Below are 25,316 nucleotides of genomic sequence, written 5' to 3' on the forward strand. Positions count from 1 at the left end.
AGCCGATGTGCTGATTAGCTAATTTGTTTTACAACAGTAGGCTATAATTCCTGACACGGTATAGCTGAATTTATTAACCGGTTTGAATTTGAAATATCAAATATCAAATCTTCAAATTAAATGTCATGCGTCACGGAGACAAAATCAAAAATTTAAGCCGCACTAAAGCGCACAGAGAAGCATTATTAGCCAATCTTTCTTGTCAATTAATTCAACACAAACGCATTGTAACAACGTTGGCTAAAGCTAAAGCGTTGCGTGTTTATGTTGAGCCATTGATCACTAAAAGCAAAGAAAATACTACACACCAACGTCGTATTGTTTTCGGACACTTGCAAGATAAAGAAGCTATCAAAGAATTGTTTGATAACGTAGCTGGTAAAATAGGCGGCCGTCCTGGTGGTTACACTCGTATCATTAAATTGGGTGCACGCCCTGGTGATAACGCTGAAAAAGCATTGATCGAATTGGTTGACTACAACGAGATCTATGGTAAAGGTGCTGGTGAAGAAAAAGCTGCTGGAAAACGTACTCGTCGTCGTGGTGGAAGCGGTAAAAAGAAAGCTGAAGACGCTACTGAAGCTACAGAAACAGCAGTTGGTGAAGCACCTGTAGAAGAAGTAAAAGCGGAAGAAGTAGCTGCTGCACCTGCTGAAGATACAGCTGCAACTTCTGAAGAAACTAAAGAAGAAGGTAAAGAACAAGCTTAATATCTTACCTGCTTAAATAAATGGATGCCTCGCGAAAGCGGGGCATTTTTTTGTTTATAAAAGAACGCATTTTTCGATTGGCGCAGGTTTGTTTTTTTGTACGAAAATGAATTATTTATCAGACCGATTTTTTTCTGTATCTCCTTTGGAGAGGGTCGGGGTGAGGTCTAATTTAAATGTCACTATCGTATTAGAATTTAAAAGTAATACTTTTGACTTCTAATCAAAACCAACAAAATGAAAAAAACTAACCTTCAGAATCTCGGTTACATAATTAGCGTTATCGGTGTTGCTATTATTTTATTATGGATAGGTGTTTTTAAATTCACCCCTACCGAAGCAAAAGCGATTGAACCTCTTGTTCAAAATAGCTTTTTAATGAACTGGCTTTATGAGATCAGTAGCGTACAAGGGGTTTCAAATATTATAGGCGCTGTTGAAATTGTTACCGCTGCTTGCCTTTTACTTCATTTCTTTTGGAAACCGGCGGGAATCATCGGAGGTGTTTTATCGCTTGGAACTTTTTTGGCCACACTAAGCTTTTTGTTTACAACACCAGATTCTTTTAAAGTGGTTGATGGCGTGCCAATCACACAATTTTTTATTTTAAAAGATCTAATGGCTGTAGGTATTTCATTGCTTATAATTGGGAAGAGCCTTGGAAAATAAGCATGTTACTTAATGCTATATCTAGATGCCGTAGACAGTTTAAACACATAAAAAAAGAGGCCGTTCAAGGCCTCTTTTTATTTATTCTAAGGTTAATGGTAATTGTTATAACCAGCTTCCGATAAAGGATTCATTAGCTTTATTGTCGCTCGAAAGTTTCCTTCTTCTTGCTGCTACTTTTCTTTTCTGCCTGAACATCGTTATAAACATCAAAGGAATGAAAAGGAATATGGCAGGTGGAATACCAAGGAACGAGATCCATTTTCCGCCGTATTGCTTTTGCATTGGGCGTCTCAGCCTTTCAGCAATTAAATACATACTTGGTACCATAAATAAAGTCATGAAGAATGCGAATAATAAACCAAAGATAATGGTCCATGATAACGGCTTCCAGAAAGTAACATTATCACCACCAAAGAAAATTCTTGGGTTCAGTTCGGAGAACATGGTTACGAAGTTGATATTGAAACCAATTGCCAACGGTATCAATGCCAGAATTGCGGCAAGTGCAGTAAGTAGTACCGGTATAATACGCGTTTTACCTGCTTCTATCACCGCTTCACGGGTTTTCATCCCGCGCGATCTCAATTCATCTGCAAACTCAATTACCAGGATGCCATTTTTAATTACAATACCCGCCAAACCGAGAATACCAACACCCGTCATTACAACTGATACAGTCATGCCGGTAAAGAAAAAGCCCAGCAACACGCCAATAATACTAAAGACAATTTCTGTAAGAATGATAATGGATTTACTCATCGAGTTAAACTGCGCTACAAGAATCAATAATATCAAACCTAATGCTATTACCAATGCTTTACCCAGGAACGCACCTGTTTCTGCTTGTTGTTCCCCTTCTCCCGTTTGTTTGATAGTTACATCATCACCGGTTTTGCGGAAACCTTCAATAGCATTGGTTATATCAGCATTTACGGCTGTTGGTGTATAACCTGAAAGAACATTGCTTCTTAACGTAATTACACGTTTTTGATTTTTGCGTTGTACACTTCCTAATGTGTTAGAGTAATCAACCGTAACCAAAGAGCTGATAGGTACACTTTTTACTTGCCCCGTAGCCAGATCTCTGAAACGAATGTTCATGTTTAAAAGATCAGTAAGGCTTTTACGTTGCAGTTCGCTGCTGCGCACATAAATTTTGTATTCATCTTCTCCATCTTTTATTTTGCTGGCTTCATTACCAAACAGGGCTGTACGCAACTGCATACCAATCTGAGACGATGAAACACCTTCTCTCAATGCACGTTCTCGATTAACTGTTAATGCTATTTCAGGACTTGCAAGGTCAACGTTCATCTTTAATTCTTCAACACCAGGAACTTGCACGCTGTCCAAGAAGTTTTTCAGATCAACTGCGGTTTTGATCATATCATCAAACTCTTCGCTAGCTACTTCAATGTTAACAGGCGGTTCCGTGGGTGGTCCATTCTGCTCCTGCTCTACAGATATTTCTGCTCCCGGTATATTTTTAATTGCCGATCGGATTTTATCAAGATAAGGAGCCGTTCCCTCACCATGTCTTTTTTCATATTCAACAAACGAAACCTGTACGCGGCCCAGTTCGCTTCGGGTACTTCTATCTCCACTGTTGGGATCGGCTGCACCTACTGCAACGTTAGCAATAACACTTTCTACAATTGGGTTTTTCTTCCCTTTTAGCGGATCGTGATTTAGTGCCTTGTTCACTCTTGTTTCCAGATATTTAGTAACCGAATCAGTATATTCTACATCTGTACCGGTTGGTAATTTTAAGTAGACGTAAATAAAATTAGGATCAGAACCTGGAAAGAATACAACCTGCGTTCTGCCTGCTGCAGATGACATGCCAAATAGAATGACTGAAACCACCAATAGCCCGAATGCGCCTACCAGTAACCAAACAGGCCTCCATCCGTTTACTGCCCATTTTAATAAAGATTCATAATGGCTCATAATCCAGGGCAGCACTCTGTTTTGGAAATTATGTATCCATCCGGAAAAGAAGTACTTATTAAGAACCATTAACAATGCAAGACATAAGGAGAGGTTCGCAATAAAATGGAACATGCTCTTCGCTCCGCCACCAGGTTCAATTCCTACAGCCAATTCTTCTGGGGTAGCTACAGGAGCTTTTGCTAAAAAGCCAAATATGTTAAATAAAATACCAATAACAATCATTGCAAGAAATGCCCTGGACTTGAATATATCAGATTTTTTCTTTTCGTGATGCCCTTCTTCGTGGTTCATAAAGTCAACAGCAAAAACCGGGTTCATAATGAATGCTACTAATAAAGATGCCGCCAGTGTGAATATCAGCATCAACGGCAAATACACCATGAACTTACCAATAATACCTGGCCAGAACAGTAGTGGGAAAAAGGGAGCCAGCGTAGTTAAGGTGCCCGCTAATACCGGCACAAATACTTCGCCAGCCGCTATCATAGCGGCTTTTTGGGAATTGATTTTGCCACGTCCTTCAACAAAAATTCGGTGCGTATTTTCGATTACCACAATGGCATCATCCACAATAATTCCAAGCCCAAACAACAATGCAAAAAGTACCATGAAGTTGAGCGTGATGCTGCCTCCAATAATAATTTCGCCCAGGGGAATGAACATAAATGCTACGAACATACTTAGCGGCACACTTAGCGCCACGAAAAATGCATTCGTTAATCCCATAAAAAACATCAGGATGATTAATACCAGTATAAACCCGATTACAATTGAGTTAACTAAATCATTAAATGATGTTCTGGTAGAAATACTTTGATCGCCTGTAATAACTACATCCAGGTCTTTAGGGAAAAGATCGGTCTTCATTTCTGCAGAAATCTGTTTTACCGCATCACTGGTTTCAATCAGGTTTTCGCCAGAACGTTTTACGATGTTAAGCGTAACTACATTCTTGCCATCCAGGCGCGCATAGCTTTCTGTTTCCTTAACCGTATCTTTAATAGAAGCGATGTCTTTTAGATATACAGGATTGCCGCTGCTATTTCTCAGGATCACTTTTTCAATATCGTAAGCAGTTTTAAACTGTCCTTTTAACTGAAGATTACGTTTCATGTTGCCCACTTCCAGCAAGCCACCACTAATGTCCATGTTTTCATACTTAATGGCATTAGCAATATCGTCAAACGTTACGCCAGCTGCCTCCATGCGTGCATTATCCACATTCACCTGAAACTCACGCTCAGGCGCACCCACCATATCTACTCTTGTTATTTGTGGCAACTCTTCCAGCCTGTCCTGCATTTTATCTGCATATTCTTTCAACCTCACTCCATCATAATCGCCGCTTATGTTTACGTACATGATAGGCATTTCAGAAAGGCTTACTTCAAGTGCGGTTGGTTCTTGTGTAAGATCAGTTGGAAGATCTTGCTTGGCCTTGTCGATTGCGTCTTTAACTTTCTGCACGGCCACATCTACCTTCACATCCGTACCAAATTCCACTTGTATGGCAGAATAATCCTGAACAGAAGTACTGGTTACTTTGGAAACCTTTACGCCGGTGATGCCTTTGATTTGTTTTTCAATAGGCTGCGTTACCAGGTTTTCCATATCCTTTGGAGAGTTACCAACGTAAATTGTAGATACGTAAACCGTTGGAATTACTACATCCGGGAAGCTCTCTTTGGGAAGGGTAACAAAGGTTGTCACCCCAAATATTGATACAAAAAGTATAAGGAGATAAACCGTAGTACGGTTTTTAACCGACCACGAAGTAGGCTTAAACTCTTTGAATTTTTCAGTAAAATTTTCTAAAGCACTCATGAATTTGAGTTTAAAGTTTGATATTTAAGTTGACAGATGATGGTTGACAGATGACAGCAAATTGACAAGAATTCCTCCGGCCAACTGTCATCTCAAAACTGTCATCTTATTTAACCGGTGTTGTGGTAATTACCTGACCATCGTACACACTTTGAAAACCTTCGGTAATCAGTTGGTCGCCTGCTGCAAGTCCGGACTTAATCTCTAACCTGTCATTATACAATTGCCCCGGGATTACACGTTTTTTGCGGGCAACCAGTTTTTTGTTTTCAGTGGCAGCAACTAAAACGAATTTACCTTGCTGGTCTGTTTGCAATGTGTTTACCGGAATGGTAATAGCTTCTGGTTTTGAGTAATCTTCTATCTGAACTCTTGCTATCTGATTGGCGCGTATGGCCGGATCTGAAGGAACATTTGCTTCAACATAAAAACTTCTGGTAGATGGGTCGATAAGTTTACTTACAACCGATGCTTTTGTTTTTATCTGTTTGTTATCAGCTTCTGGTAAAGTAACTGTAATAGGTGTACCTACATTTATACGATCCAGGTAGTTTTCAGGAACATTTACTAATAGTTTTAAAGCAGAAGTATTAACGATCGAGATTTGCGGGCCAGATGCGCTCATGCCTGTAAACATTTCGCCAACTCTGATATTGAGCTGATCAATTGTACCATCAATATCAGCAGTAACATTTGAAAAATTAACTTGTTCACGCGCAGAACCAGCCTGGGCTTCTGCTGCACGTAATTGTGCAGTTAATTGTTCAACATTGGCTTTGGCTTGTATTACCTGCATTTCTGCACCGATATTGGCATCCCAAAGATTTTTTTGACGCTGATAAGTTGTTTTTGCAAGTTCCAGCTGCGCCTTTACTGTAGCTACCTGCTGTTGCGCGGCAACCAGTTGTTGACGTTGTATTGCATCATCTAATTTTAAAAGCGTTTGACCTTTGCGAACTCTGTCACCTTGTTTCACATAAAGCGCACGTACGATACCGCCCTGACCATTACGTGGCGCTACGTAAGCGTTTTTACGGGCATCAATTTTACCCTGAAGATCAATGTAGTGATCGAAATTATCTACACCGATCTTTTCTACAGTTACCAGTTTGGCTTTCACGAAAGATGGATCCAGAACAGCTATTTCGTCGTTCAATTTGTTGATCTGATCAGAGATTTTCTTTTGCTCGCCTTTCAATTTTTCAAGCTGAACTTTTTTATCGTTAAGTGCGCTGTTTTTTTCCTTTTTACCATCGCCGCAAGATGCTAAGATGGCGGTAAACGCTATTATCGATGTTAGTTTTAATATATACTGCATATAAAGGTTTTTATTGTGTTTGATTTGTAGTTATAGTTTGCCTGAAGCTTTTAAGAAATCAATTTTAGCAATTACCGCATTGTAAAGTGCACTGTAGTAATTAGTTTGGGCAGTTTGAAGATCGGTACGCGCAGCATCAATTTCAATTTGACTGCCAGTTCCAACCTCATGTTTCTTTTTAGTTTGCTGATACACTCGTTCTGCTAATTCCATATTCTCTTTTTGATAATCCATATCTGTTATGGCAGATTTGAAAGTATTTACCGCACTGGCTCGTTCCTGATCGATCATTAGCTTAAGCCCTTCAACGCTATTTTCAGTTTGCTGTAACTTTATTTTTGCCTGCTGGATTCTTGAGTTAGTCGCAAATCCGTTGAATATGGGAATGTTTAAACGCAGTGTTAAAGCACTTACTGGAAACCAATATGAGCCTGAACCGAACATATTGCCAAATTGATTTGCCTGAGTCATTTGATTCCAATAACCGTTTAAAACTAATTGTGGGATTTTGCTACGTTGATATCGCTGAATATCATACTCGGATAATTTTAATCCGAGAGATGCTGACTGAAAATCTTTCCTCTGGCTGTAATCAAATTGGCTAGCCTCCAGAACTCCATCCCGAATAGTATCATCGTTAAGCTCATCTGTAAGTATTAGTTCATCATTGATAGGCATACCAATTAGCATCTTTAATCCTAAATACCCATTATTGACAGTATTCAGCAATTGAGTTCGTTGAGATTGCAGATTTGAAAGCTGAACGTCCAACTTATCAATCTCAAGTTTTTCTACAAAACCATTATCATACATGATCTTTGTATCGTGTCTGTTTTTCTTCACGAGATTAATAGTTGTATCTAAAAGAGAAATCTGAGTTTTGCTAAGAACCAGTTGGTAATATATTTTAGACACATTGACCCTTATTTCTTCAGATGTGACTTCTGCATTTTTTTTCTGATAATCAATAAGCGTTTTTCTTGCCTGTAAACCAGTGAAAATCTGCCCGTCAAATAGTATTTGACTTAATGTAACACCACCCATACTGCTCCACTTAACACCAAAAGCAAGTCTTGTGTCTTCTGTAGTTGGAGGTGTGCCAGGAACAAATTCTGTTCCGGCGGGGATAATAGAAATGGGAAGTTTTAAATTGTCAACTATTTCACCACTCGCATTAATTTGTGGGTAAGCACTTCCTGTTACTTCCCTGTTTACCTGCTCTTGTAATTTAATATCAAGCAAGGCGTTTTTAACCTGCACATTATTTTTTTCTGCATATTCCAAAGCCTGTTGCAAAGAAAATTGGTGCGTTTGCTGAGCGAAGTTTGGTTTTGTAAAAGCAAAGAGCAGCAGCGCTACTATTGCTATTCTATTTGTTATCATCAGTAAATGGTTTTTGCTTTTCTGTTCTATATTTATTAATCATTCTTGTTCCTTTAGGTGTGGCTATTCCGTATAAAAACAAAATAAAGATCTCTTCCTGAAGGGTGCCAAGGTCAGTGTCCATTGCATCGTAGAAGCTCCGCTGAAAAGGGAGGTTAATGCTTTCAAGCCTTAACCGGCTCACGAAATTTACATCTATATCTTCCCTGAAAAGGCCATCTTTAACGCCCCATTCAAGACTGTAACGGATAAAATTGTATAAGAACTCTCCCTTGAATTTTAAGAACTTTCGATAGGCGACCGGATAATATTTCTGCATATCAAAAAGTAATACCGGGTTCATACGCCTCATCATTTCCGATACCGAAGCTGTGGCTAAAAAACCTTCATGAATTGCGTTTTTTGCCTTTTGTCGGCAGTTTTCACAATTGGTACTGTTGTTTTCCAGTATCATTTCAATAGTGTCAGCTACCAATGTTTCTTTATCAGTATAATACTGGTAGAGGTTTTTTTACTCATTCCTATCGAATGGGCTATATCATCCATGCTTACCCGCCGCATGCCCAGTTGCATAAAAAGCTCTTTAGCCTTTTCTCTAATTCTTGCCTTATTATCTACAATCATCACCATTTGGAGTGCGAAACTAAGGAAACTTTTGACGGTTCTAAAGTTTCCGGCAATAAATTTTTTCGCCTCTGGTTTTTGAAAACGAATGTGAAATTAAAATACCTTAAATGGAATCAAATATTTTTAGGTGAATGGTTTATTAAAACAGGTGAGTTGCAACTAAGACGGGTTGAGCGTTTCATTTAAAGATGTATTATCTTGCACTGTAAATGGCTAAATATCTTCCACACACCCCTAAGCAAACAGGGTTGAAAACAATTTTCAGGTATTTTGTGCAAGGCGTTATTATACTGGCTCCGATTACTATTACTGCTTATATTCTCTACACAGTGTTCAATTGGATAGACGGTTTTTTGAGACCTGTTTTTGTAACACCCGGAGTTGGCTTCGTACTTATAATTGTCTTCATCATTTTTATTGGATGGTTAAGTAGTTACTTTATTATGGAAAGCATGATCAATTTTTTTGATCACTGGCTGGAGCGTACACCTGGTATTAAGCTTATTTATAAATCAATAAAAGACTTTTTTCAGGCATTTGCCGGCGATAAGAAAAAGTTTACAAAAGCCGTATTGGCCAATGTATTTAATAATGATGTATGGATCGTTGGTTTCCTGACCGACGATGAAATGGATAAGTTTAATATAGGACATGAAATGGTTGGCGTTTATGTGCCACAGGCGTATAATTTTGCCGGCCAGCTTTACATTTTGCCGAAAGAGCGTGTAAGAATGATTGAAAATCTTACAGCAGGAGATGCCATGAAATACACGGTGACAGGCGGTGTAGTGGAAAGCTAAAATTTATATTATGGGCAGAAAAATATTGATTGCAATTACAGGAGCCAGCGGATCGATTTATCCGGCGCAGTTAATTGATAAATTACTTCAGTTAAAAGATCAGTGGGAAGAAGTCTCTGTGGTAGCTACTGATAATGCAATGGAAGTGTGGGCAGTAGAAATGCAGGCACCCTTTGAAAATAAGAAAGGTGTTAAATACTTCAATAAAAATGATTTCTCAGCGCCATTTGCATCGGGAAGCGGACAATACGATACAATGATTATTGCCCCATGCTCAATGGGTGCTTTAGGGCGCATTGCCAATGGCATTTCGAACGATTTGATTACACGCGCAGCTGACGTAATATTGAAGGAACGTAGGAAGTTAATTTGTGTAGCAAGGGAAACCCCATATAACTTGATACATATTCAGAATATGGAAAAAATAACGTTGGCTGGTGGTATTATTTGTCCCGCAACACCTTCATTTTATAGTGTGCCCAAAACTATTCAGGAGTTGGCCCAAACAGTAACTGATAGAATATTAGACCTTGCGGGATTTGATATTAAAAGTTTCCGATGGGGCGTAGAAGGAATGTAGATGATGAATAGTCAATAGTGAATGGTCGATGGATAATGGGATGAATTGTCGTTTATCCGCCTGGGTCGGACACGTATGGGTTGATTTATGTTCTACAGCTCAAGTGTCCGCCAGCTGGCGGAAGATCGATGAGCTATATGCTGCAGTTGATACAATAAATAAATATATTATTTAAAGAAAAATGTAAAACACAAGCCCGATGTTTCGCTTACATTTTACATTTTTAATTGAAAATTCAATATTTTAAATTTTTTCTTTAACCTAAATTCACTTTAAAAGGTACTTTTTTAGGAGGCAGACACTGTTTATCGTCACATGTTTGATAGGTTACCGAACCTGAAATATTAGTTTTCGCAGCTGCTTTCAGGGTTACTTTTTGTACGAAAGTTACTGTTTTGGAGTATTGATTAGCGCTTACATCAACGCTTGCATCATGAAATTTTTCCATTTTACCCATCTCTGAAATTTTCCCGTCAAGCTTAACCAAAGGGTTATTGGTAAAAGAAAATTTTGTTGGAATAGCAATGGCGTCTTCAGGTTGATTTTGAGAATACAAATGCCAGCCAGTTGAGATTACTGCTGTCATATGAATTTCATATACTTTCTCAGATACTTTTTTGCTTGTAAATTTCCAGCTTACCGGATTTAATTGCGCCTGTGCCAACGCTACAGTTAATATGCATACCAGTGCTAATAATAATTTCTTCATTTCATGCTTTTTTATGCTAAAATAAACAACCGCAATATGTCGAAAGTTGGCATACTGCGCTACTTAGATGCATTTTTTGCTAAACTGGTTGTGTGGCCATGAGAAGCGAGGATAATATTTTTTCCCATCGATATTACCTAATGTAGTACTGCATGCACGTTCCGGGTGCGGCATCATTCCGAATACGTTTCGTGTTTTATTACAAATGCCGGCAATATTACGTACAGACCCATTTGGATTGGCATCGGCAACAACTTCACCGCTTTCATTACAGTATCTGAAAAGTATTTGACCATTGGCTTCCAGCTCATTCAGCAAAGCTTCATCTGCATGAAACCGGCCTTCGCCGTGCGCAATCGGTATTTTATAACTATGCTGATAAATATTTGCCTCTTCTTTTATTTGATCTTTATAAAAACCATCGGGTGTTAAATACAGGTTCTTACAGATGAATTTTTGTTTATCGTTTCTTAAAAGAGCGCCTGGCAATAAGCCGGATTCACACAACACCTGGAAACCGTTGCACACTCCAAACACCTTCCCGCCATTATTTGCAAACGTTATTATCTGTTTCATGATCGGGCTAAAACGGGCTATCGCGCCACAGCGCAGGTAATCGCCATAAGAAAATCCACCAGGTAACACAATACAGTCTTCTGTTGTAAAAGCACTCAGATCTTCGCTTTTGTGCCATAACATGACAACTTCCTGACCCAGATCTTGTTCCAATGCATCCTGCATGTCTCTATCACAATTAGATCCTGGAAAAACAACTACACCAAATTTCATTCGTATATTTTTTTGCCTGACGGGATGAATTGCCGTGGGCTATTGTATGAAAAAATTATTGGGCAAAGGTAATCCTGATTTTGTAGACAAACAACTATTGATGATCTGTGTTTTTAAATAGTATAGTTATGTCTAATTCAAAAAATTACCAGATAACTGCTCAGCCAAAATAAAGATAACAGTAGCCCAGAAAGCGATTTTAGGATAGAGGCGCAACTCGGCATTTAAATATCCATAACCATGAAAAGCCGCAATTGGTACAAGCACCAGTATGAGATTTTCTGAAGTTTTTTCAATGTCAAATAACGATACGACAATGCTTATTACCAGATAGCCCAGAAACAGATACCAACCTTTTCTCACATGTGTCAACATTTTTGCAGCATTTGCCTGCATATAATAAATACCGGTTAGCAGCGGCGCCAGCAGAAAAAATAATGCACCAGCATGCCATAACGAATATTTGACTGTTGAGCTCAGAAATGTCAAGGAATAAAAATATCCTGGAATATGCCACTGATCAGACATAAACAGGTACGCGGTATAGAAATAGTATGGAGTAGTTGTGCCTAATAATAGACCAACCCATTCGGATAACCTGAATGGTCTGAGTACCGCCAATGCCAAAAAAGCCCAGGCAATAAAAAAAATAGCAGGGAAGAAAAAAGAGATGCGAGCCCGATCAAGAAAGCAGCATTAAAAATATTGTTTTTGGTATAATAAGATTTATGTAAAAGTGAAAATGCACTTAATAGTAGAATTGAGGCGATAAGGTTTGATGATAATAGATTAAAAGAAGGTAGAAAAGAAGTGATCAGCATGTATGACATCCCTGTAAGAAAGTTGGGCTTGCCCATTAGTCTTTCGGAGTTTGTGAATCCGGTTAAAATGGCCACGATCAATAAATTGATAACAAAAGCTATAATAGTGAAAAAGAACCCGCTATTAGAAAAATTTTTAATAAAATTAATGGTAGCGATATAAAGCGCGCTATCACTATCTTTTATGATAACTCCTGGACTATTAGCGAAGGAAGGTAATTTTAGAAATATGCCCAGCATGCATAACAGAATAATATTACCTGGCGTTTTCTGTTTGAAGATGCCTGTCATGAGCAGTATTCTTTTTGGCAAAAATAGAATGAATGCGGCATTTTTTAAAAGCAAAGTTTAATATCGACTTATGGCTATTTGCGCAGCTACTAAAATATAGATCAATTCTTGCCTTTATTACAAGTCAATCTTCTTTTAATTTTTTGTCAACCTCCTTTACCCATTCGTCTAACTCCGCGGCAGATATAGCTATATATTCAAAATAAGTAAGAAGATCCGATTTTGGGGAATCACTTTCTCTTGCCAGATTGCAGAAGCCTAAAATATTAGCCAGTGGCTTTCTCGTTTTATGTGAATTTAAAAAAGACAACTCGCGGGTTTTACTATCGGCAAGCAATTTTTCGTATTTACTTTTCTGTCTTATGCTATTATAAAATAAACCAATAATAATCGCCCCTAACGCTGTTGCTAAAAGGCCAAAAACCAAAATCGTCCGTTCCTTTTTAAAGAGTGAAGCCTGAGCTTTGGATTCTACTTCCATTTGGTCAAGTCTGATTTGAAAGCTGAGGTCGCTAACTTCTGTCATGTTTTTGATACTTTTTTCGGCTTCTATCAACCCTAAATTTTGATAACGAAGCGCCTCTTCATTTAGTCCTTTTGACAAAGCGATCTCTCCTAAAAGTTTATATGAATGTATTTTAATATAAGAATATGCATGCATAGAATCTGCTACAACATGTTCGATTACTGAAACTGCTGATTTGTGGTCGTTTATTTTGAAATAGCTTTCCGCCAGATTAAGACGGTCAATATGGCGAAAGTATTTTACGTTTGGATCCAATACTTGTTTTATCAAAGGAATGGCTTCATCATAGCGGCCAGATAAAATAAGCACATAATAGTTCAGCCTCATTAGTTCTCGTTTTGAGTTATAATCTGGCTTGTTCAAGGTTAAAGCTTTATTATAATATAACTTCACAGAATCTGCCTTTTGCATAGCAAAAAATACATCGGCTTTTGTTTTGGAAATTGCAAATGTCATTTTTTGATCATATGGATTGTTACCGGTACATCTTAATCCTGCCTGATCCAAATAGAAAATGGCATGGTTATATAACTGCAAGGTTCTGTATATATCAGCAATCCCCAATTCTGATGAAATTATACGCCGCTTGTCCTTTAGTTTCTCTGCCTCGTTTCTTGCTAAACGATAGCTATGCAAAGCACCTAAAACGTCTCCCTTCCCCGTCTGTGCGAAAGCAAGCGTTGTGTGTAAAGAGGCCAGAAGATAAAGATTATCGCCTTTTTCAGCCCAATTGATGGCTTTAAGTAATAGTTGCTCAGCCTTAATGAAATCTTGCTTACGACGAACAATTAGTGATTGTGCAAAATAGATAAGCGCCGGAGTTTCTGCAACCTGGTATTTTTTTAAAGAGTCTAAAGCAAGGTCAAGGCCAGCGTCATAGTCGGAAGAAAAATAATACCTATCATAAAAAAGATCCATAATATTTTTTAATCTTTCGCCCTTCTCCATGCCAAGAATTTTTTCAAAATTCTTTTTTTGGGTAGAGTCAGCAGCATTTACAGAGCTGGCTACAAAAAGATATAAAATAATTGTAAGCAAATTTTTCATACAAGCTACAGTATAAATTGGTAGTGGTTTATTAGCGGCCAGGCTATTTCAATTTTAAGTAAAAGTGTTTTTTCTCGAAAAATCTATCTGGTGTCAGGACTTATATGTCAAGCTACAAAAAAAAGCGCAATTATATTGCGCTTCAATTTACGATTTATTGTGGTTGGAACAGCTTGGCCCTTAATAATCGTTCTCTAAAGTTCTACTCTGGCAAATGAAATATTGCTTTTGTAAGAATAGGGAATGATGATCTCTTTTTCTTCTGTTTGTTTACCATATTTAGGCATGAAATCTATTCTTTTGTCTTTGGCTTTTATCGGCTGCCTTTTTTGCACAGTTCCATCATCATTAATACCGATAATTTCTAGCTCCGATATTTTCCCTGAATTATTTATAAGAAATTGTGTGCTATTTGCTGAAGGAAGAACCTGGTAAGAAATACTGCCATCTGTATTATTTTCGCTTTGCGATTTTACAATTACATTATCCCAGGTTTTATTACCCTCGCTGTCAAACGAAACGATAGCTATATTGCCTGCATTAAATTGTTGCGAGTTTCCTCCCCAACCAGATCCACCCCAACCTGGTCCCCATGCACCCCACCAATAGCTGCGATAGAAAAATGGTGAGTAATAAGAGTAAGGCCAAAAGCCACCGCCCCAGCGGCCCCAACCCCAGCCCCAACCGGGTCCCCAGCCACCCCAACCTCCTGGTCCTCCCCATCCAAATCCGCCACCCCAAAAGCCGGCTCCACCCCAGGCTCCCCAACGATCCCAGTTATTGGTATTATACAAAGCCTCTGATGCAATTGTGAAACTGCCATCGCCATGTACAATAATATTATTAATGAAGAAATTATTAAATGCGTTTTTACTATTGCCGCGCCCTTTGGCTCTCTTTTTCAGATCATCATTAAATACAGTAGTGTTCTCAAATATTACATTGCCCGTATTTTTTTCAGCACCATATACGTACAAGCCATCAATGTCTCCACGCTTTGTTGTGCTATAAAAAGAGGAAAGTATATAACGCCCGCTCATTTCATCTATCATGATTTTTATATCGTCAAGAAAAAGGTCGTTGATGTTTAACTTTTGCTCACGATAGTTATCATCAGTAGCAGTTTTTTCTATAAGGGCAACATCAACAATGTTTCCATTCGCTTGGCGATGATACTTTACAAAAGCATAGTTGCCATCGTTGGTCAAAGTATATCCGGTTAAATAATCACCTTTATACTCCATGGGTATTGAAAACTTACTTTCGCCAATTGGCTGAAGAGACTCATCAAATAATTTTGTGGTAAAGCGAAAAAGGCTTTTGTCCTTTTTATTAATTTTAAAAGCCAATAGTTTGCTTTCGTCGTTGCTTGTAATGATGCTATATATTTTATTATCTGTTTTATAAGCGATCATCGTTGTATCTAAAAGAATCGGCTCGTTTAATATGCGGCCGTTTGCTTCGATGCCCAAGGCTTTTAGAAAAACAACATCGCCTTCCTGGTATTGATAAAGCAAGTAATTATGATTGCCTGAATTATAAAAAGTAATATCCAGCAAGTCATCCCGCTCGGGCAATTGCGTAATGGGAATATCTTCCCGAAGTCCCATTTTGTAATCATAAACGGATATGCGATGATTTCCTTTTACCTCCTTATAAACCAGGTAATTGTCTGCAGATCTACCAAGAATTTCAAAATTCATTCGCTCTACATCGCCTTTAGTAATATCGGCGTAAGTAATAGTCTGCGCATAAAGAGCAATTGTGAAAAATATGGAGGAGAGTGCGGATAAAAATATGCGTTTCATCTTTTATTTTTTATTTTTTGTCAGTCTGATTGATGCCAAAGCCTTCCGTATGGCAATACTTACTAATAGATACGTAAAAAAGAAATAGGTTGTTTAATATACGAACCAATTTTTGCTATAAAGTTACGAATACCATGAGAATCAGCTATAAATAGAAATGTCGTTTATGAATTATAACTTTTCTTTCAAAATATAAGGGTTGTGAGCTAAAAGAAAGTTTTTTTCAATTACCACGTTTATATAACCTTTGTATTTTATTATTTAAATCACGTCTTATCTAGTGAAATCTCACACTAATAAAGCAACCGCTGCTGGCCTGCTTATTGCTTTAGGTATAATCTACGGTGATATTGGTACTTCTCCTTTATACGTGTTCAACGCAATTATTGGTAACAGGCAAATTACCGAGCAGCTAATTGTTGGAACACTTTCGTGCATCATTTGGACGCTAACACTTCAGACAACCATTAAATATGTAATCCTGATTCTGCGGGCTGATAACAGGGGAGAGGGTGGTACTTTTGCTTTGTATGCGCTTGTGCGGCGGCGGAGAAAGTGGTTAGTTATTCCGGCTATGATTGGCGGCGCTGCGCTTATTGCCGATGGAATTATTACGCCACCCATGACGGTTACTTCCGCTATCGAAGGTTTGAAAATTCTTCCTGCACTGAAAGATTTATCTACTTCAGCTATTGTGTGGATTGTATTAGGCATTTTAAGTGTGTTCTTTTTTCTGCAACAATTTGGAACTGCTTCTATTGGTAAAATATTTGGCCCGATTATGTTTATCTGGTTTACCATGCTGGCTGTTTTTGGAGCATTACATTTAACCGATGACATCACCATATTTCGGGCATTAAGTCCGCATTATGCCATTGATTTTTTAATTACTTATCCACATGGATTTTGGCTGCTTGGCGCGGTATTTTTGTGTACAACCGGAGCCGAAGCACTGTATAGCGATTTAGGACATACTGGCCGTGAAAACACCCGCCTTTCGTGGATATATGTAAAAACCTGTTTGTTATTAAATTATTTTGGACAAGGCGCTTTTTTACTTTCCCATTATAATAAGCTTACTGTTACGGACGATATTAAACAAACTATCGGCATCAATGCTTTTTTTAACCTGATGCCGGAGTGGTTCATTTTGCCGGGCGTAATTATTGCAACCACGGCGGCCATCATCGCCAGCCAGGCCATGCTTTCCGGAGCTTATACGTTAATTGGGGAAGCTATTCGATTAAACCTTTGGCCAAAACTTCGTATTCGTTATCCATCCGAAGCGAAAGGCCAGTTGTTTATTCCCGCGGTTAACACCATCATGTTTACAGGTTGCGTTTTTGTTGTATTGTATTTTCAAAAGTCTTCAAAAATGGAAGCCGCTTATGGCTTAGCCATTATAGTTACCATGATAACTACTACCATTCTTTTTGCTAATTACATGGTTTTGAAAAGAATTAAACGTGTATGGATATATCTATTCCTGCTGTTATTCTCAATTGTAGAAACTGCATATCTTATTGCATTAATGGAAAAATTTACGCATGGTGGCTATATCACCTTGTTCATTGGTGGTATTATGTTTCTGGTCATGTACGTATGGTATCGTGCCAGAAAGATTAAGAACAGGTATGTGGAGTTTGTTCGTATGGAACATTATATTTCGAAAATACAGGAACTCAGCCATGATAAAACAGTTGCTAAATATGCCACACATCTGATTTATTTAACAAGTGCAGATAATCCCAAAGAAATAGAACATAAAATCATTTACTCCATCTTAAACCGAAAGCCTAAAAGGGCCGATATCTACTGGTTTGTACACGTAGATACTGTTGATGATCCTTATACTTCCGAATATAAAGTTGAGCATATCATTCCGAATGATATTATAAGAATTGATTTTAGGCTGGGATTCAGGATGCAACCGAGAATCAATCTTTTATTTAAAAAAGTGGTGGAAGATCTGGTTCAAAATAAAGAAGTAAATATTATGAGCCGTTACGAAAGCCTTGCCAGTAGTAATACTGTAGGAGATTTTCAATTTATGGTGATGGAGAAATATTTAAGTCAGGATAATGATCTTCCATTTATTGAAAAGATGATCATGAAAGTGCATTTCATCATTAAACACATCAGCTTATCTGAAGAAAAAAGCTTTGGATTAGATCTAGCTAATGTTACGGTAGAGAAATTTCCATTAGTTGTGGCTCCTGTCACTGATGTAAAACTTACGAGGATTGGATAATTGGTTACATTTCTGATGACTTGATATCTTCAATACGCAGTTGTAAAGATTTCTGACCATTCCATTCGTTTTCATCAATTTTGAAAACAAGATCGAATGGTTTACGCTGTTCAATTACTTTAAATTTGTCGGCCATATTAAATCCGATACCAGTAAAAGTAATATCGTCCTGCCTTACCACTAGGCGCAAATGATTTTCTTTTACAATTTTGCTAAAGCCTGTATCTACTACATTGCGGGCAATGAAAACCGGTGTCATATTTTCTGGTCCGAAGGGCTCCATTTGTTGCAGAATATTATATAATGCCGGGGTAATTTCTTTAAATGAAATTTCAGCATCTATAATGATTTCAGGAACTAAAAGTTCACGTTTTATTGTTGCTGATACGATCTCTTCAAATTTATTCCTGAAAATATCTACATTATGTTTTTCTAATGTTAAGCCTGCCGCAGCAAAATGCCCGCCGTAAGCAATTAAATATTCACGGCATCATGAATGGCTTCATATAAATTAAAGCCAGGAACACTTCTTGCACTGCCCGCCACATAATGGCCACTTTCTGTAAGAACAACGGTGGGCCTGTAATGATGTTCGATCAACCTTGATGCAACAATTCCTACTACACCTTTATGCCAGTGAGGCTGATAAACAACTGTGGAAGTTCTTTCAGCCCAATGTTGGTTTTGAGCAATGAGTTCCAATGCTTCTGTTGTAATACTAGAATCGGCTTCCTTTCTGTCAGTATTATCGCTATGTAATAGTTCTGCGTATTGCAAAGCCTCCTCGTTCGTTTCTGCAATAAAGAGCTGAACGGCTTTACTGGCATCATCCATTCGCCCAGCTGCATTCACTCTTGGCGCGATCATAAAAACAAGGTTGTTGATATGCAGTGGCAATTTGGCTCCGCTAAGCGTTGCCAAAGCTTTGATGCCAAGGTTGGGGTTTTCATTGGCTTTTTTAAGCCATAAAAAGCAAGTGTCCTGTTTTCGCCTATCACGGGTACAATATCTGCAGCAATGGCTGTAGCAACAAGATCAAGAGATTCGTATGCATTTTCGATAGGTATATTGAGCTTGTCGCAAATGGCACACATCAGCTTAAAACCTACGCCACAACCACATAATTCTTTGAAAGGATAAGGACAATCTTTTTGTTTCGCATTAAGAATGGCTACTGCTTGCGGAATTTTTTCATCTGGTAGGTGATGATCACAAATAATAAAATCAATGCCCAATGTACTGGCATATTCAACCAGGTCAACTGACTTTATACCGCAGTCGAGTGCTACAATCAATGTAAAATTATTTTCTTTTGCAAAATCAATACCAGCTTTGCTTATGCCATACCTTCTTTATATCTATTAGGAATATAAAATGAAATTTTGTTGTGCAATTTTTTAAGAAAACTATACATGCTGGCTACGGCGGTTGTGCCATCAACATCATAATCTCCAAACACTAATATTTTTTCATTTGTCTGAAACGCAGTAACAATACGGTTTACAGCCTTTTCCATATCCTTCATCAACCATGGATCATGTAAATCGTTTAGTTGCGGACGGAAAAATTTTTAGCATTATCGAATGTGTAAAAGCCACGCTGAACAAGTATTTTACAAAGTGTACTGTTTATTTTAAGCTCGTTTTGTAAAGAGAAAACGTTACTATCGTTAGCTTGTAATATATTCCAGCGCTTGATCAAAATTTAAAAATATTTATTGTTGACGTTAGCAGTTGGGATATGCAGCGCAAGTGAAGAGTGCGACGCAACACCGATGATAGAAGCAGTAAAGCCCGGTTCAATATTTAAACAATATCTTGAACTGTACTAACTTAATATTTGCGTTCGGTTACATATTCTACCAAATCCTGTAAGCCTTTTCTGTACTCGTTATCCGGGCATTGCATTAAAACCTCAAGCGCTTCTTTTTTGTAAGCGTACATTTTTTCAGTTGCGTAATCAATACCGCCGCTTTCTTTTACCACATCCAGCACCCATGCCACTTTTTTCTTATCGTTATTATTGTTTTTTACAATATTAATTACTTTTTGCTTGGTAGATTTATCGGTATTATTCAGGGTGTAAATGAGTGGCAATGTCATTTTCTTTTCCTTGATATCGTTACCTGTAGGTTTGCCCACATCTTCGCTTGCATAATCGAAAAGATCATCTTTGATTTGAAAAGCGATACCCGTTTTTTCACCAAACAGTCGCATTTTTTCGGCATTATCATCATTTTCTGAAGCAGACCATGCGCCAGCGCTGCATGCAGAAGCTAAAAGAGAAGCCGTTTTGTTCTGAATGATCTCATAATAAATGTCTTCTTTTAAATTGAGGCTGCGTGCTTTTTCCAATTGTAACAATTCACCTTCGCTCATTTTCTTTACTGCATCAGTAAGTATATGTAAAATGCGATAATCATGATTTTCAAGAGAAAGCATAAGCCCTTTGGCTAACAAATAATCCCCCACCAAAACGGATGCTTTATTTTTCCAAAGTGCATAAACCGAGAAAAAGCCTCTTCTTTCAAGTGAATCATCAACTACATCATCGTGAACAAGTGTGGCAGTGTGAAGGATTTCGACCAGCGAAGCAGCGCGATAGGTAGCTTCGGTAGGTGATCCAAACAATTTAGCGGACAAAAAAACAAACATAGGCCGCAATTGTTTACCTTTTCTTTTAACAATGTACCTGAGTATACTGTTTAAAAGCGGCGTTTGCCCTTTTACGGCCATTTTAAATCTTTCTTCGAAGCTTTCTAGCTCACTTTTTATTAAAAAACAGGTAAACTCATAACAATAATTGAGCAAAATACGGCAATTTTAAATGAATATTTAACTTTTGCACAGTATTTGTACTCATAGAAAACCAGCATTTTTAATTATTTTTTAGGATAAAATTTGTTTTTTTAACAAATGGCTCTAAATTTGCTGAACTTATTAAGAAAATCATTTTAAATCTTAATCCTTAGTTATGACAAGCAAAAAGTACCAATTACTAGCAGGCCTTAGTTGCCTGGTTGCGTCGACAGGCTTCGCACAAGTGAGTCCGTCGCACCCATATACCGCACCACATCCGGTTTATGGAACAGTTTCAGTTACAGATTCAAATTATTACAACAGCAAACAACTGGCTCAGCACAATGAGTTTATGGTTGGGAACTACGACTACCCTGCAAAACCCAAAGATATGTGGGAGTTAGGTGTTAAAGTTGGTTCGCTAACTATCAATGGTGACGCTTCTGCTGATTTTAATCCTTTAAGATCTTTCGGTTTCGGAGGTCACTTACGTAAATCTTTAGGCCACGTTCTTTCTCTTAGATTAGAGTATTTATACGGTAAATCTGAAGGTCAGGCATGGCAAGGTCCTGCAGAGATGGTAGACGGTGTTACCAGAGTTGCAAACTATCGTACAACTAGTCAAGATTTATCTTTACAATTATTAGCAAATGTTGGTAATATCCGTTTTTATAAAGGACAAACCGGCGCTACTATATATGTTTTAGGTGGTTTTGGCGTGGGAACTTGGTCTGCACGCTATGTAAACGGTCTGACTTCTGCAGAAACAGAACGCAAAGACATCTTAAAAGATTTGCGTGAACAATATAAAGATATTGAGAAGGCAGATATGATTAAGCACGTTGGCGATAACCCAAGATGGTCTAAAACTTTCGCAGGTTACATTAGCCCATCAGCTACTGTAGGTGCTGGTATCGCATTCAGACTTTCTTCTCGTGTTAATTTGGCTTTGGAAGACAGGTTTATTTTTAACGGAAGCGATGTTAACGATGCTTCTTTCCCTGCACTTCATGCAAACCAAGATAAAGACTTCTATAATTATGCTACAATTGGTCTTAATTTCAACCTTGGTAGCAAATCTAAAAGAGTTGAACCTCTTTACTGGTTAAACCCACTTAACTATGCATATGGTGAACTTCGCAGGGTTCCTGAGATCATTCTTCCAGATGCTGATGGTGACGGTGTAACTGACCAATTCGACCAAGAACAAACTCCTGCTGGTTGCCCAGTTGACACTCATGGTGTTAGCCGCGATACAGATGGTGATGGCGTTCCTGATTGTAAAGATAAAGAGTTAGTAACTCCAACTTATTGCCAGCCAGTTGATGCTGACGGTGTAGGTAAATGTCCTTGCCCAGAAGATTGCAAAGGTACAATTGGTACAGAATGTGCAGCTTTATTAGGTGCATTACCAAGCATCCATTTTGAAGCAAATTCTAACAAACTTTCTGATGATGCTGCTGGTACTTTAGCAACTGTAGCTTCTAAATTGAAAGCAAATCCAAATTGTAAAGTTGTAGTTGTAGGTTACTGCGCAGCAACTAAACGCCAACAGCAATTAAGCTGGGATCATGTAAACAAAGTGATCTCTCACTTAGTAGAAAATGAAGGCGTTGGTAGCGACAGATTTATCTTCAGCTCTGGCCAAGAAGGTGGTGACTGTGATGTTGTAGACATCCGCGCTGCTGCAATGGGTGAAGATGGACCTAACACTGTAGCTCCTCCACATCCAAATCTTCGCAAAAACTAATATACTTTTTGCTATAACAAATACAGCCCTTCTCATTTGAGAAGGGCTTTTTTGTTTTTAATACTTTATGTAATTATTTTTTCGTGCTATAAATGCTCTGTCAAAGATTCTCTGAATATGAAAGCAATAAGTTTAAACGAGGGGGACATAAGAATAGTAGGATGAACAAGCGAAGTAAAGATTTAAATACGTCGTTGTTATACAAAGTTACCTTTAAATCAGACATCACTCCAACCCTCTCCGAAGGAGAAGGAGTAAGTAATCTCAACAAAAAACGGCCTGATAATCATTCCGTATTACATAATGACGGTATAGCCAAAGCTATATCTCAGTAAATACATTTAGAGGAACTCGAACTTGAGCGTGTCTTTATATTAAAGAACGAAAAATAGTCGATGCATGGTGCAATAGTCCAGATAAAGTTATTCTTGTAGGCTCTATTTAATATAAGTTTAAAGAATAGTGACTAGAATAAATGTCACAAGGCTACTTATTAAGTTTTGTGTAATTAGATTCTTAGGACTTTAGTTAGAGCAAGTTCCAGTAAAAAATGGTCGGCAAGTTTTATATAACTGAATGATCGTTAATTTAGGGATAAATATGTGGCCGTTAATCCTCCATTTCATCCCTTATTTCTTCGCTGATATTTACCAAAACTTTGTCGATTCGGTGTCCATCCATATCCATTATCTCAAAATCAAAGCCATTCCATTCAAGCTTGTCAGATGCAATCGGAATCCGCTTTAGTTTATGTAATATAAAGCCTGCAATAGTATCAAATTCTTGTTCTCCTTCATTCATCCAGTCAGCCTTATCAAAGTAAGAAAGAAAATCATAAAAAGGAAGCTGCCCATCCACCAGAAAGCTACCGTCATCACGCCTAATTACTTCGTACTCATCATCGTCATGTTGTGGCATATCTCCGATAATAGCTTCAAGTATGTCTTTAATTGTGATCATACCTAATACGCTGCCATATTCGTCTACAATGAAGCAGGAATGAAGTTGCGACTCTTTAAATTTCTCCATCACCTTAAAAGCAGTATTGTTCTCAGGAACAAATAAGGCCGGACGCATAAGATCCTTAAATAGTATCGTATCTCTGTTTGTGTACAGGTCTTTTAGTGAAATAACTCCTTTTATATTATCGATCTCATCTTCGCATATAGGATAAATAGAATGAGGTTCTTTCAATATTTTTCTTTGATCATCTCCTCGGTATCCGTTGTATTAAACCACACAATATCACTGCGGTGCGTCATCAAAGAAGTAATATTCCTGTCACTTAAGTGAAATACGCGTTCAATAATTTCCTGCTCTGTTTCCTCCAGCGTTCCCTGTTCTGTGCCTTCATTAATGATGGCTTTTATTTCTTCTTCCGTAACCTGAGAGTTATCAGTCTTAATTTTAAATATCTTGGCAATAAGTCCTGTCGATTTGGTAAGTAACCAGATAAAGGGAAAAGTAATCCAGCTTACAATTCGCATGGGTGCTGCAACATATTTAGCAATTTTTTCCGGCGATGATAAGCCGATTCGTTTGGGAATCAATTCTCCAAATACCAACGAAAAATATGTGATAAGAATTACCACAACTGTTGTAGCGATACCTTTACTGTAAGGCGCAAGAGAAGGGAATTTCTCAACAAAGGCAACAATGTCGCCGGTTATTTTATCGCCCGAATAAAGACCTGTTAAAATACCTATAAGTGTAATTCCAATTTGCACAGTTGACAGAAAGTGATCGGGATGATTGGCAAGATTTAATGCATCTTTTGCTTTTTTATCGCCTTTATTTGCCTGTGCTTCTAACCGGGCTTTCCTTGCAGAGACAAGTGCTATTTCTGCCATAGAAAATAAACCGTTCAATAAAATAAGTAAGGCAATTATGATTAGTTCCATTAAATTATGATTGATTGCTTATCGAAGATAGGAAATCCGAATTTTTTGTTGAAGATATTACCAGTGATCATGCCTATTAAAATACCTAAAAGAGTCCCAAATAAAACATCAAAAGGGTAGTGCACCCCCACATATATTTGGGCAAACCCAATTATTCCGGCCCATACAAATAGTAGCCATGAATACTTGAACCAGCTTCTAAAAGTAATGAACATGAAAGCAGCAATGCCGAAATGATTGATAGCATGATTTGACACAAAGCTAAACCCACCGCTGCATCTGCCTAATACCATTCTAACATGTCCAAACATTTCAGGATCGTTGCAAGGGCGCAGCCGTTCAAATCCTTCTTTAAAAATGCGGGCTCCAACAATATCTGTGCAAGCTGCAGTAGCTAATGCAAGTGCAAACCACCACCATCCGTTTTTTTTGAAATTGACAATCGTAAATGTTACTATAAAAAGATACAGAGGGCCCCATACAAAGGGGTTACGCATTAACGGGAGTATACTATCAAAAGTATCGTTGGCCAGTTTTATGTTGATTAATTCAAAAAGCCATCGATCTGCACTTACAAACCAATCCGGAAAGGGAATATAACCAGGTATATCCATAAGATGCAAAAATAGTGATACTGGTTAAATTTATTTTTGGAAGTTTTATTGTTACTGAAAAGAAAGTAGGACTCAGATTCAAGTTAGAGATAGTGATAAGATATCGTAACGTGCTCGTCTTGTTTTACAACTTCCTATCTTATC

25 protein-coding genes are annotated in these 25,316 nt (G+C 38.0%); 7 read left to right on the forward strand and 18 right to left on the reverse strand.

What is annotated here, in order from left to right:
• Nucleotides 1-125: 125 nt before the first annotated feature.
• Together rplQ and MKP09_RS00660 are read left to right on the forward strand one after the other, a co-directional pair.
• Complete coding sequence (rplQ, locus tag MKP09_RS00655) at nt 126-710, forward strand: 50S ribosomal protein L17 (protein ID WP_240825620.1); 585 nt, start codon at nt 126-128, stop codon at nt 708-710.
• A 237-nt stretch (nt 711-947) separates the two neighbouring features.
• Entirely contained in the window at nt 948-1,379 is a 432-nt protein-coding gene (locus MKP09_RS00660; protein WP_240825622.1) for a DUF417 family protein, read from the forward strand.
• A 105-nt stretch (nt 1,380-1,484) separates the two neighbouring features.
• Here the strand turns inward: MKP09_RS00660 and MKP09_RS00665 are convergent, their stop codons facing one another.
• From MKP09_RS00665 to MKP09_RS00685, 5 genes are all read right to left on the reverse strand, one after another.
• Nucleotides 1,485-5,159, reverse strand: a complete 3,675-nt coding sequence (locus tag MKP09_RS00665; protein WP_240825624.1) for an efflux RND transporter permease subunit — start codon at nt 5,157-5,159, stop codon at nt 1,485-1,487.
• A 106-nt stretch (nt 5,160-5,265) separates the two neighbouring features.
• Entirely contained in the window at nt 5,266-6,477 is a 1,212-nt protein-coding gene (locus MKP09_RS00670) for an efflux RND transporter periplasmic adaptor subunit (protein ID WP_240825626.1), read from the reverse strand.
• Nucleotides 6,478-6,507: 30 nt separating this feature from the next.
• Nucleotides 6,508-7,860, reverse strand: coding sequence for a TolC family protein (locus MKP09_RS00675; protein WP_240825629.1), 1,353 nt, complete (start codon nt 7,858-7,860; stop codon nt 6,508-6,510).
• On the reverse strand, nt 7,847-8,335 hold the full coding sequence (locus MKP09_RS00680) for a TetR/AcrR family transcriptional regulator (protein ID WP_240825632.1): 489 nt from the start codon (nt 8,333-8,335) through the stop codon (nt 7,847-7,849). The genes MKP09_RS00675 and MKP09_RS00680 overlap by 14 nt, the downstream gene beginning before the upstream one ends.
• The gene (locus MKP09_RS00685) at nt 8,329-8,484 is read right to left on the reverse strand and encodes a TetR family transcriptional regulator (RefSeq protein ID WP_240825635.1); all 156 of its coding nucleotides are present in this window, start codon (nt 8,482-8,484) and stop codon (nt 8,329-8,331) included. The genes MKP09_RS00680 and MKP09_RS00685 overlap by 7 nt, the downstream gene beginning before the upstream one ends.
• A gap of 251 nt (nt 8,485-8,735) precedes the next feature.
• Here MKP09_RS00685 and MKP09_RS00690 point away from each other — a divergent pair, with 251 nt between their 5' ends.
• Nucleotides 8,736-9,287, forward strand: coding sequence for a DUF502 domain-containing protein (locus MKP09_RS00690; RefSeq protein WP_240825638.1), 552 nt, complete (start codon nt 8,736-8,738; stop codon nt 9,285-9,287).
• Nucleotides 9,288-9,297: 10 nt separating this feature from the next.
• Nucleotides 9,298-9,867, forward strand: coding sequence for a UbiX family flavin prenyltransferase (locus tag MKP09_RS00695; RefSeq protein ID WP_240825651.1), 570 nt, complete (start codon nt 9,298-9,300; stop codon nt 9,865-9,867).
• A 256-nt stretch (nt 9,868-10,123) separates the two neighbouring features.
• On the opposite strand, the gene MKP09_RS00700 is transcribed toward MKP09_RS00695, so the two are convergent.
• The 3 genes from MKP09_RS00700 to MKP09_RS00710 form a co-directional block, all read right to left on the reverse strand.
• The gene (locus tag MKP09_RS00700; protein ID WP_240825653.1) at nt 10,124-10,576 is read right to left on the reverse strand and encodes a protein-disulfide reductase DsbD domain-containing protein; all 453 of its coding nucleotides are present in this window, start codon (nt 10,574-10,576) and stop codon (nt 10,124-10,126) included.
• A 63-nt stretch (nt 10,577-10,639) separates the two neighbouring features.
• Nucleotides 10,640-11,365 (reverse strand): phosphoribosylformylglycinamidine synthase subunit PurQ, encoded by a 726-nt coding sequence (purQ, locus tag MKP09_RS00705; RefSeq protein ID WP_240825655.1) that lies wholly within the window; start codon nt 11,363-11,365, stop codon nt 10,640-10,642.
• A gap of 132 nt (nt 11,366-11,497) precedes the next feature.
• Nucleotides 11,498-11,893: a hypothetical protein gene (locus MKP09_RS00710; RefSeq protein WP_240825657.1), complete on the reverse strand. Its 396-nt coding sequence runs from the start codon at nt 11,891-11,893 to the stop codon at nt 11,498-11,500.
• Nucleotides 11,894-12,184: 291 nt separating this feature from the next.
• Here MKP09_RS00710 and MKP09_RS00715 point away from each other — a divergent pair, with 291 nt between their 5' ends.
• On the forward strand, nt 12,185-12,349 hold the full coding sequence (locus MKP09_RS00715; RefSeq protein ID WP_240825659.1) for a hypothetical protein: 165 nt from the start codon (nt 12,185-12,187) through the stop codon (nt 12,347-12,349).
• Nucleotides 12,350-12,601: 252 nt separating this feature from the next.
• Here the strand turns inward: MKP09_RS00715 and MKP09_RS00720 are convergent, their stop codons facing one another.
• Both MKP09_RS00720 and MKP09_RS00725 read right to left on the reverse strand, forming a co-directional pair.
• A complete protein-coding gene (locus MKP09_RS00720) occupies nt 12,602-14,050 on the reverse strand; it encodes a tetratricopeptide repeat protein (protein ID WP_240825661.1) in 1,449 nt (482 codons plus the stop codon).
• A gap of 194 nt (nt 14,051-14,244) precedes the next feature.
• Nucleotides 14,245-15,858: a hypothetical protein gene (locus MKP09_RS00725; RefSeq protein WP_240825663.1), complete on the reverse strand. Its 1,614-nt coding sequence runs from the start codon at nt 15,856-15,858 to the stop codon at nt 14,245-14,247.
• Between the two features lie 280 nt (nt 15,859-16,138).
• On the opposite strand from MKP09_RS00725, the gene MKP09_RS00730 reads away from it, so the two are divergent.
• Nucleotides 16,139-18,109: a KUP/HAK/KT family potassium transporter gene (locus MKP09_RS00730; protein WP_240825670.1), complete on the forward strand. Its 1,971-nt coding sequence runs from the start codon at nt 16,139-16,141 to the stop codon at nt 18,107-18,109.
• A 4-nt stretch (nt 18,110-18,113) separates the two neighbouring features.
• Here MKP09_RS00730 and MKP09_RS00735 read toward each other — a convergent pair whose 3' ends face one another.
• The 5 genes from MKP09_RS00735 to MKP09_RS00755 form a co-directional block, all read right to left on the reverse strand.
• Nucleotides 18,114-18,392 carry a hypothetical protein gene (locus tag MKP09_RS00735; RefSeq protein ID WP_240825673.1) on the reverse strand — a complete coding sequence of 93 codons (279 nt, stop codon included), beginning with the start codon at nt 18,390-18,392 and terminating at the stop codon, nt 18,114-18,116.
• Nucleotides 18,393-18,583: 191 nt separating this feature from the next.
• Nucleotides 18,584-18,976, reverse strand: coding sequence for a DHHA1 domain-containing protein (locus MKP09_RS00740; protein ID WP_240825675.1), 393 nt, complete (start codon nt 18,974-18,976; stop codon nt 18,584-18,586).
• On the reverse strand, nt 18,973-19,404 hold the full coding sequence (locus MKP09_RS00745) for a DHH family phosphoesterase (protein ID WP_240825677.1): 432 nt from the start codon (nt 19,402-19,404) through the stop codon (nt 18,973-18,975). The genes MKP09_RS00740 and MKP09_RS00745 overlap by 4 nt, the downstream gene beginning before the upstream one ends.
• Nucleotides 19,405-19,445: 41 nt before the next feature.
• Nucleotides 19,446-19,634: a DHH family phosphoesterase gene (locus MKP09_RS00750; protein WP_394801017.1), complete on the reverse strand. Its 189-nt coding sequence runs from the start codon at nt 19,632-19,634 to the stop codon at nt 19,446-19,448.
• Between the two features lie 307 nt (nt 19,635-19,941).
• Nucleotides 19,942-20,844, reverse strand: a complete 903-nt coding sequence (locus tag MKP09_RS00755; RefSeq protein WP_240825681.1) for a polyprenyl synthetase family protein — start codon at nt 20,842-20,844, stop codon at nt 19,942-19,944.
• Nucleotides 20,845-21,082: 238 nt separating this feature from the next.
• Between MKP09_RS00755 and MKP09_RS00760 the strand changes: the two genes are divergently transcribed.
• Complete coding sequence (locus MKP09_RS00760) at nt 21,083-22,657, forward strand: OmpA family protein (protein WP_240825683.1); 1,575 nt, start codon at nt 21,083-21,085, stop codon at nt 22,655-22,657.
• A 609-nt stretch (nt 22,658-23,266) separates the two neighbouring features.
• Here the strand turns inward: MKP09_RS00760 and MKP09_RS00765 are convergent.
• From MKP09_RS00765 to MKP09_RS00775, 3 genes are read right to left on the reverse strand one after another with little or no spacing between them, the layout of a single operon-like run.
• Entirely contained in the window at nt 23,267-23,851 is a 585-nt protein-coding gene (locus MKP09_RS00765) for a transporter associated domain-containing protein (protein WP_240825693.1), read from the reverse strand.
• Nucleotides 23,848-24,558 (reverse strand): hemolysin family protein, encoded by a 711-nt coding sequence (locus MKP09_RS00770; RefSeq protein ID WP_240825695.1) that lies wholly within the window; start codon nt 24,556-24,558, stop codon nt 23,848-23,850. The genes MKP09_RS00765 and MKP09_RS00770 overlap by 4 nt, the downstream gene beginning before the upstream one ends.
• Nucleotides 24,558-25,172, reverse strand: coding sequence for a phosphatase PAP2 family protein (locus MKP09_RS00775; protein ID WP_240825703.1), 615 nt, complete (start codon nt 25,170-25,172; stop codon nt 24,558-24,560). Before MKP09_RS00775 ends, MKP09_RS00770 begins: the two co-directional genes overlap by 1 nt.
• Nucleotides 25,173-25,316: the final 144 nt, after the last annotated feature.

Source organism: Paraniabella ginsengisoli (genome assembly GCF_022513635.1).
Lineage (GTDB): Bacteria > Bacteroidota > Bacteroidia > Chitinophagales > Chitinophagaceae > Niabella > Niabella ginsengisoli.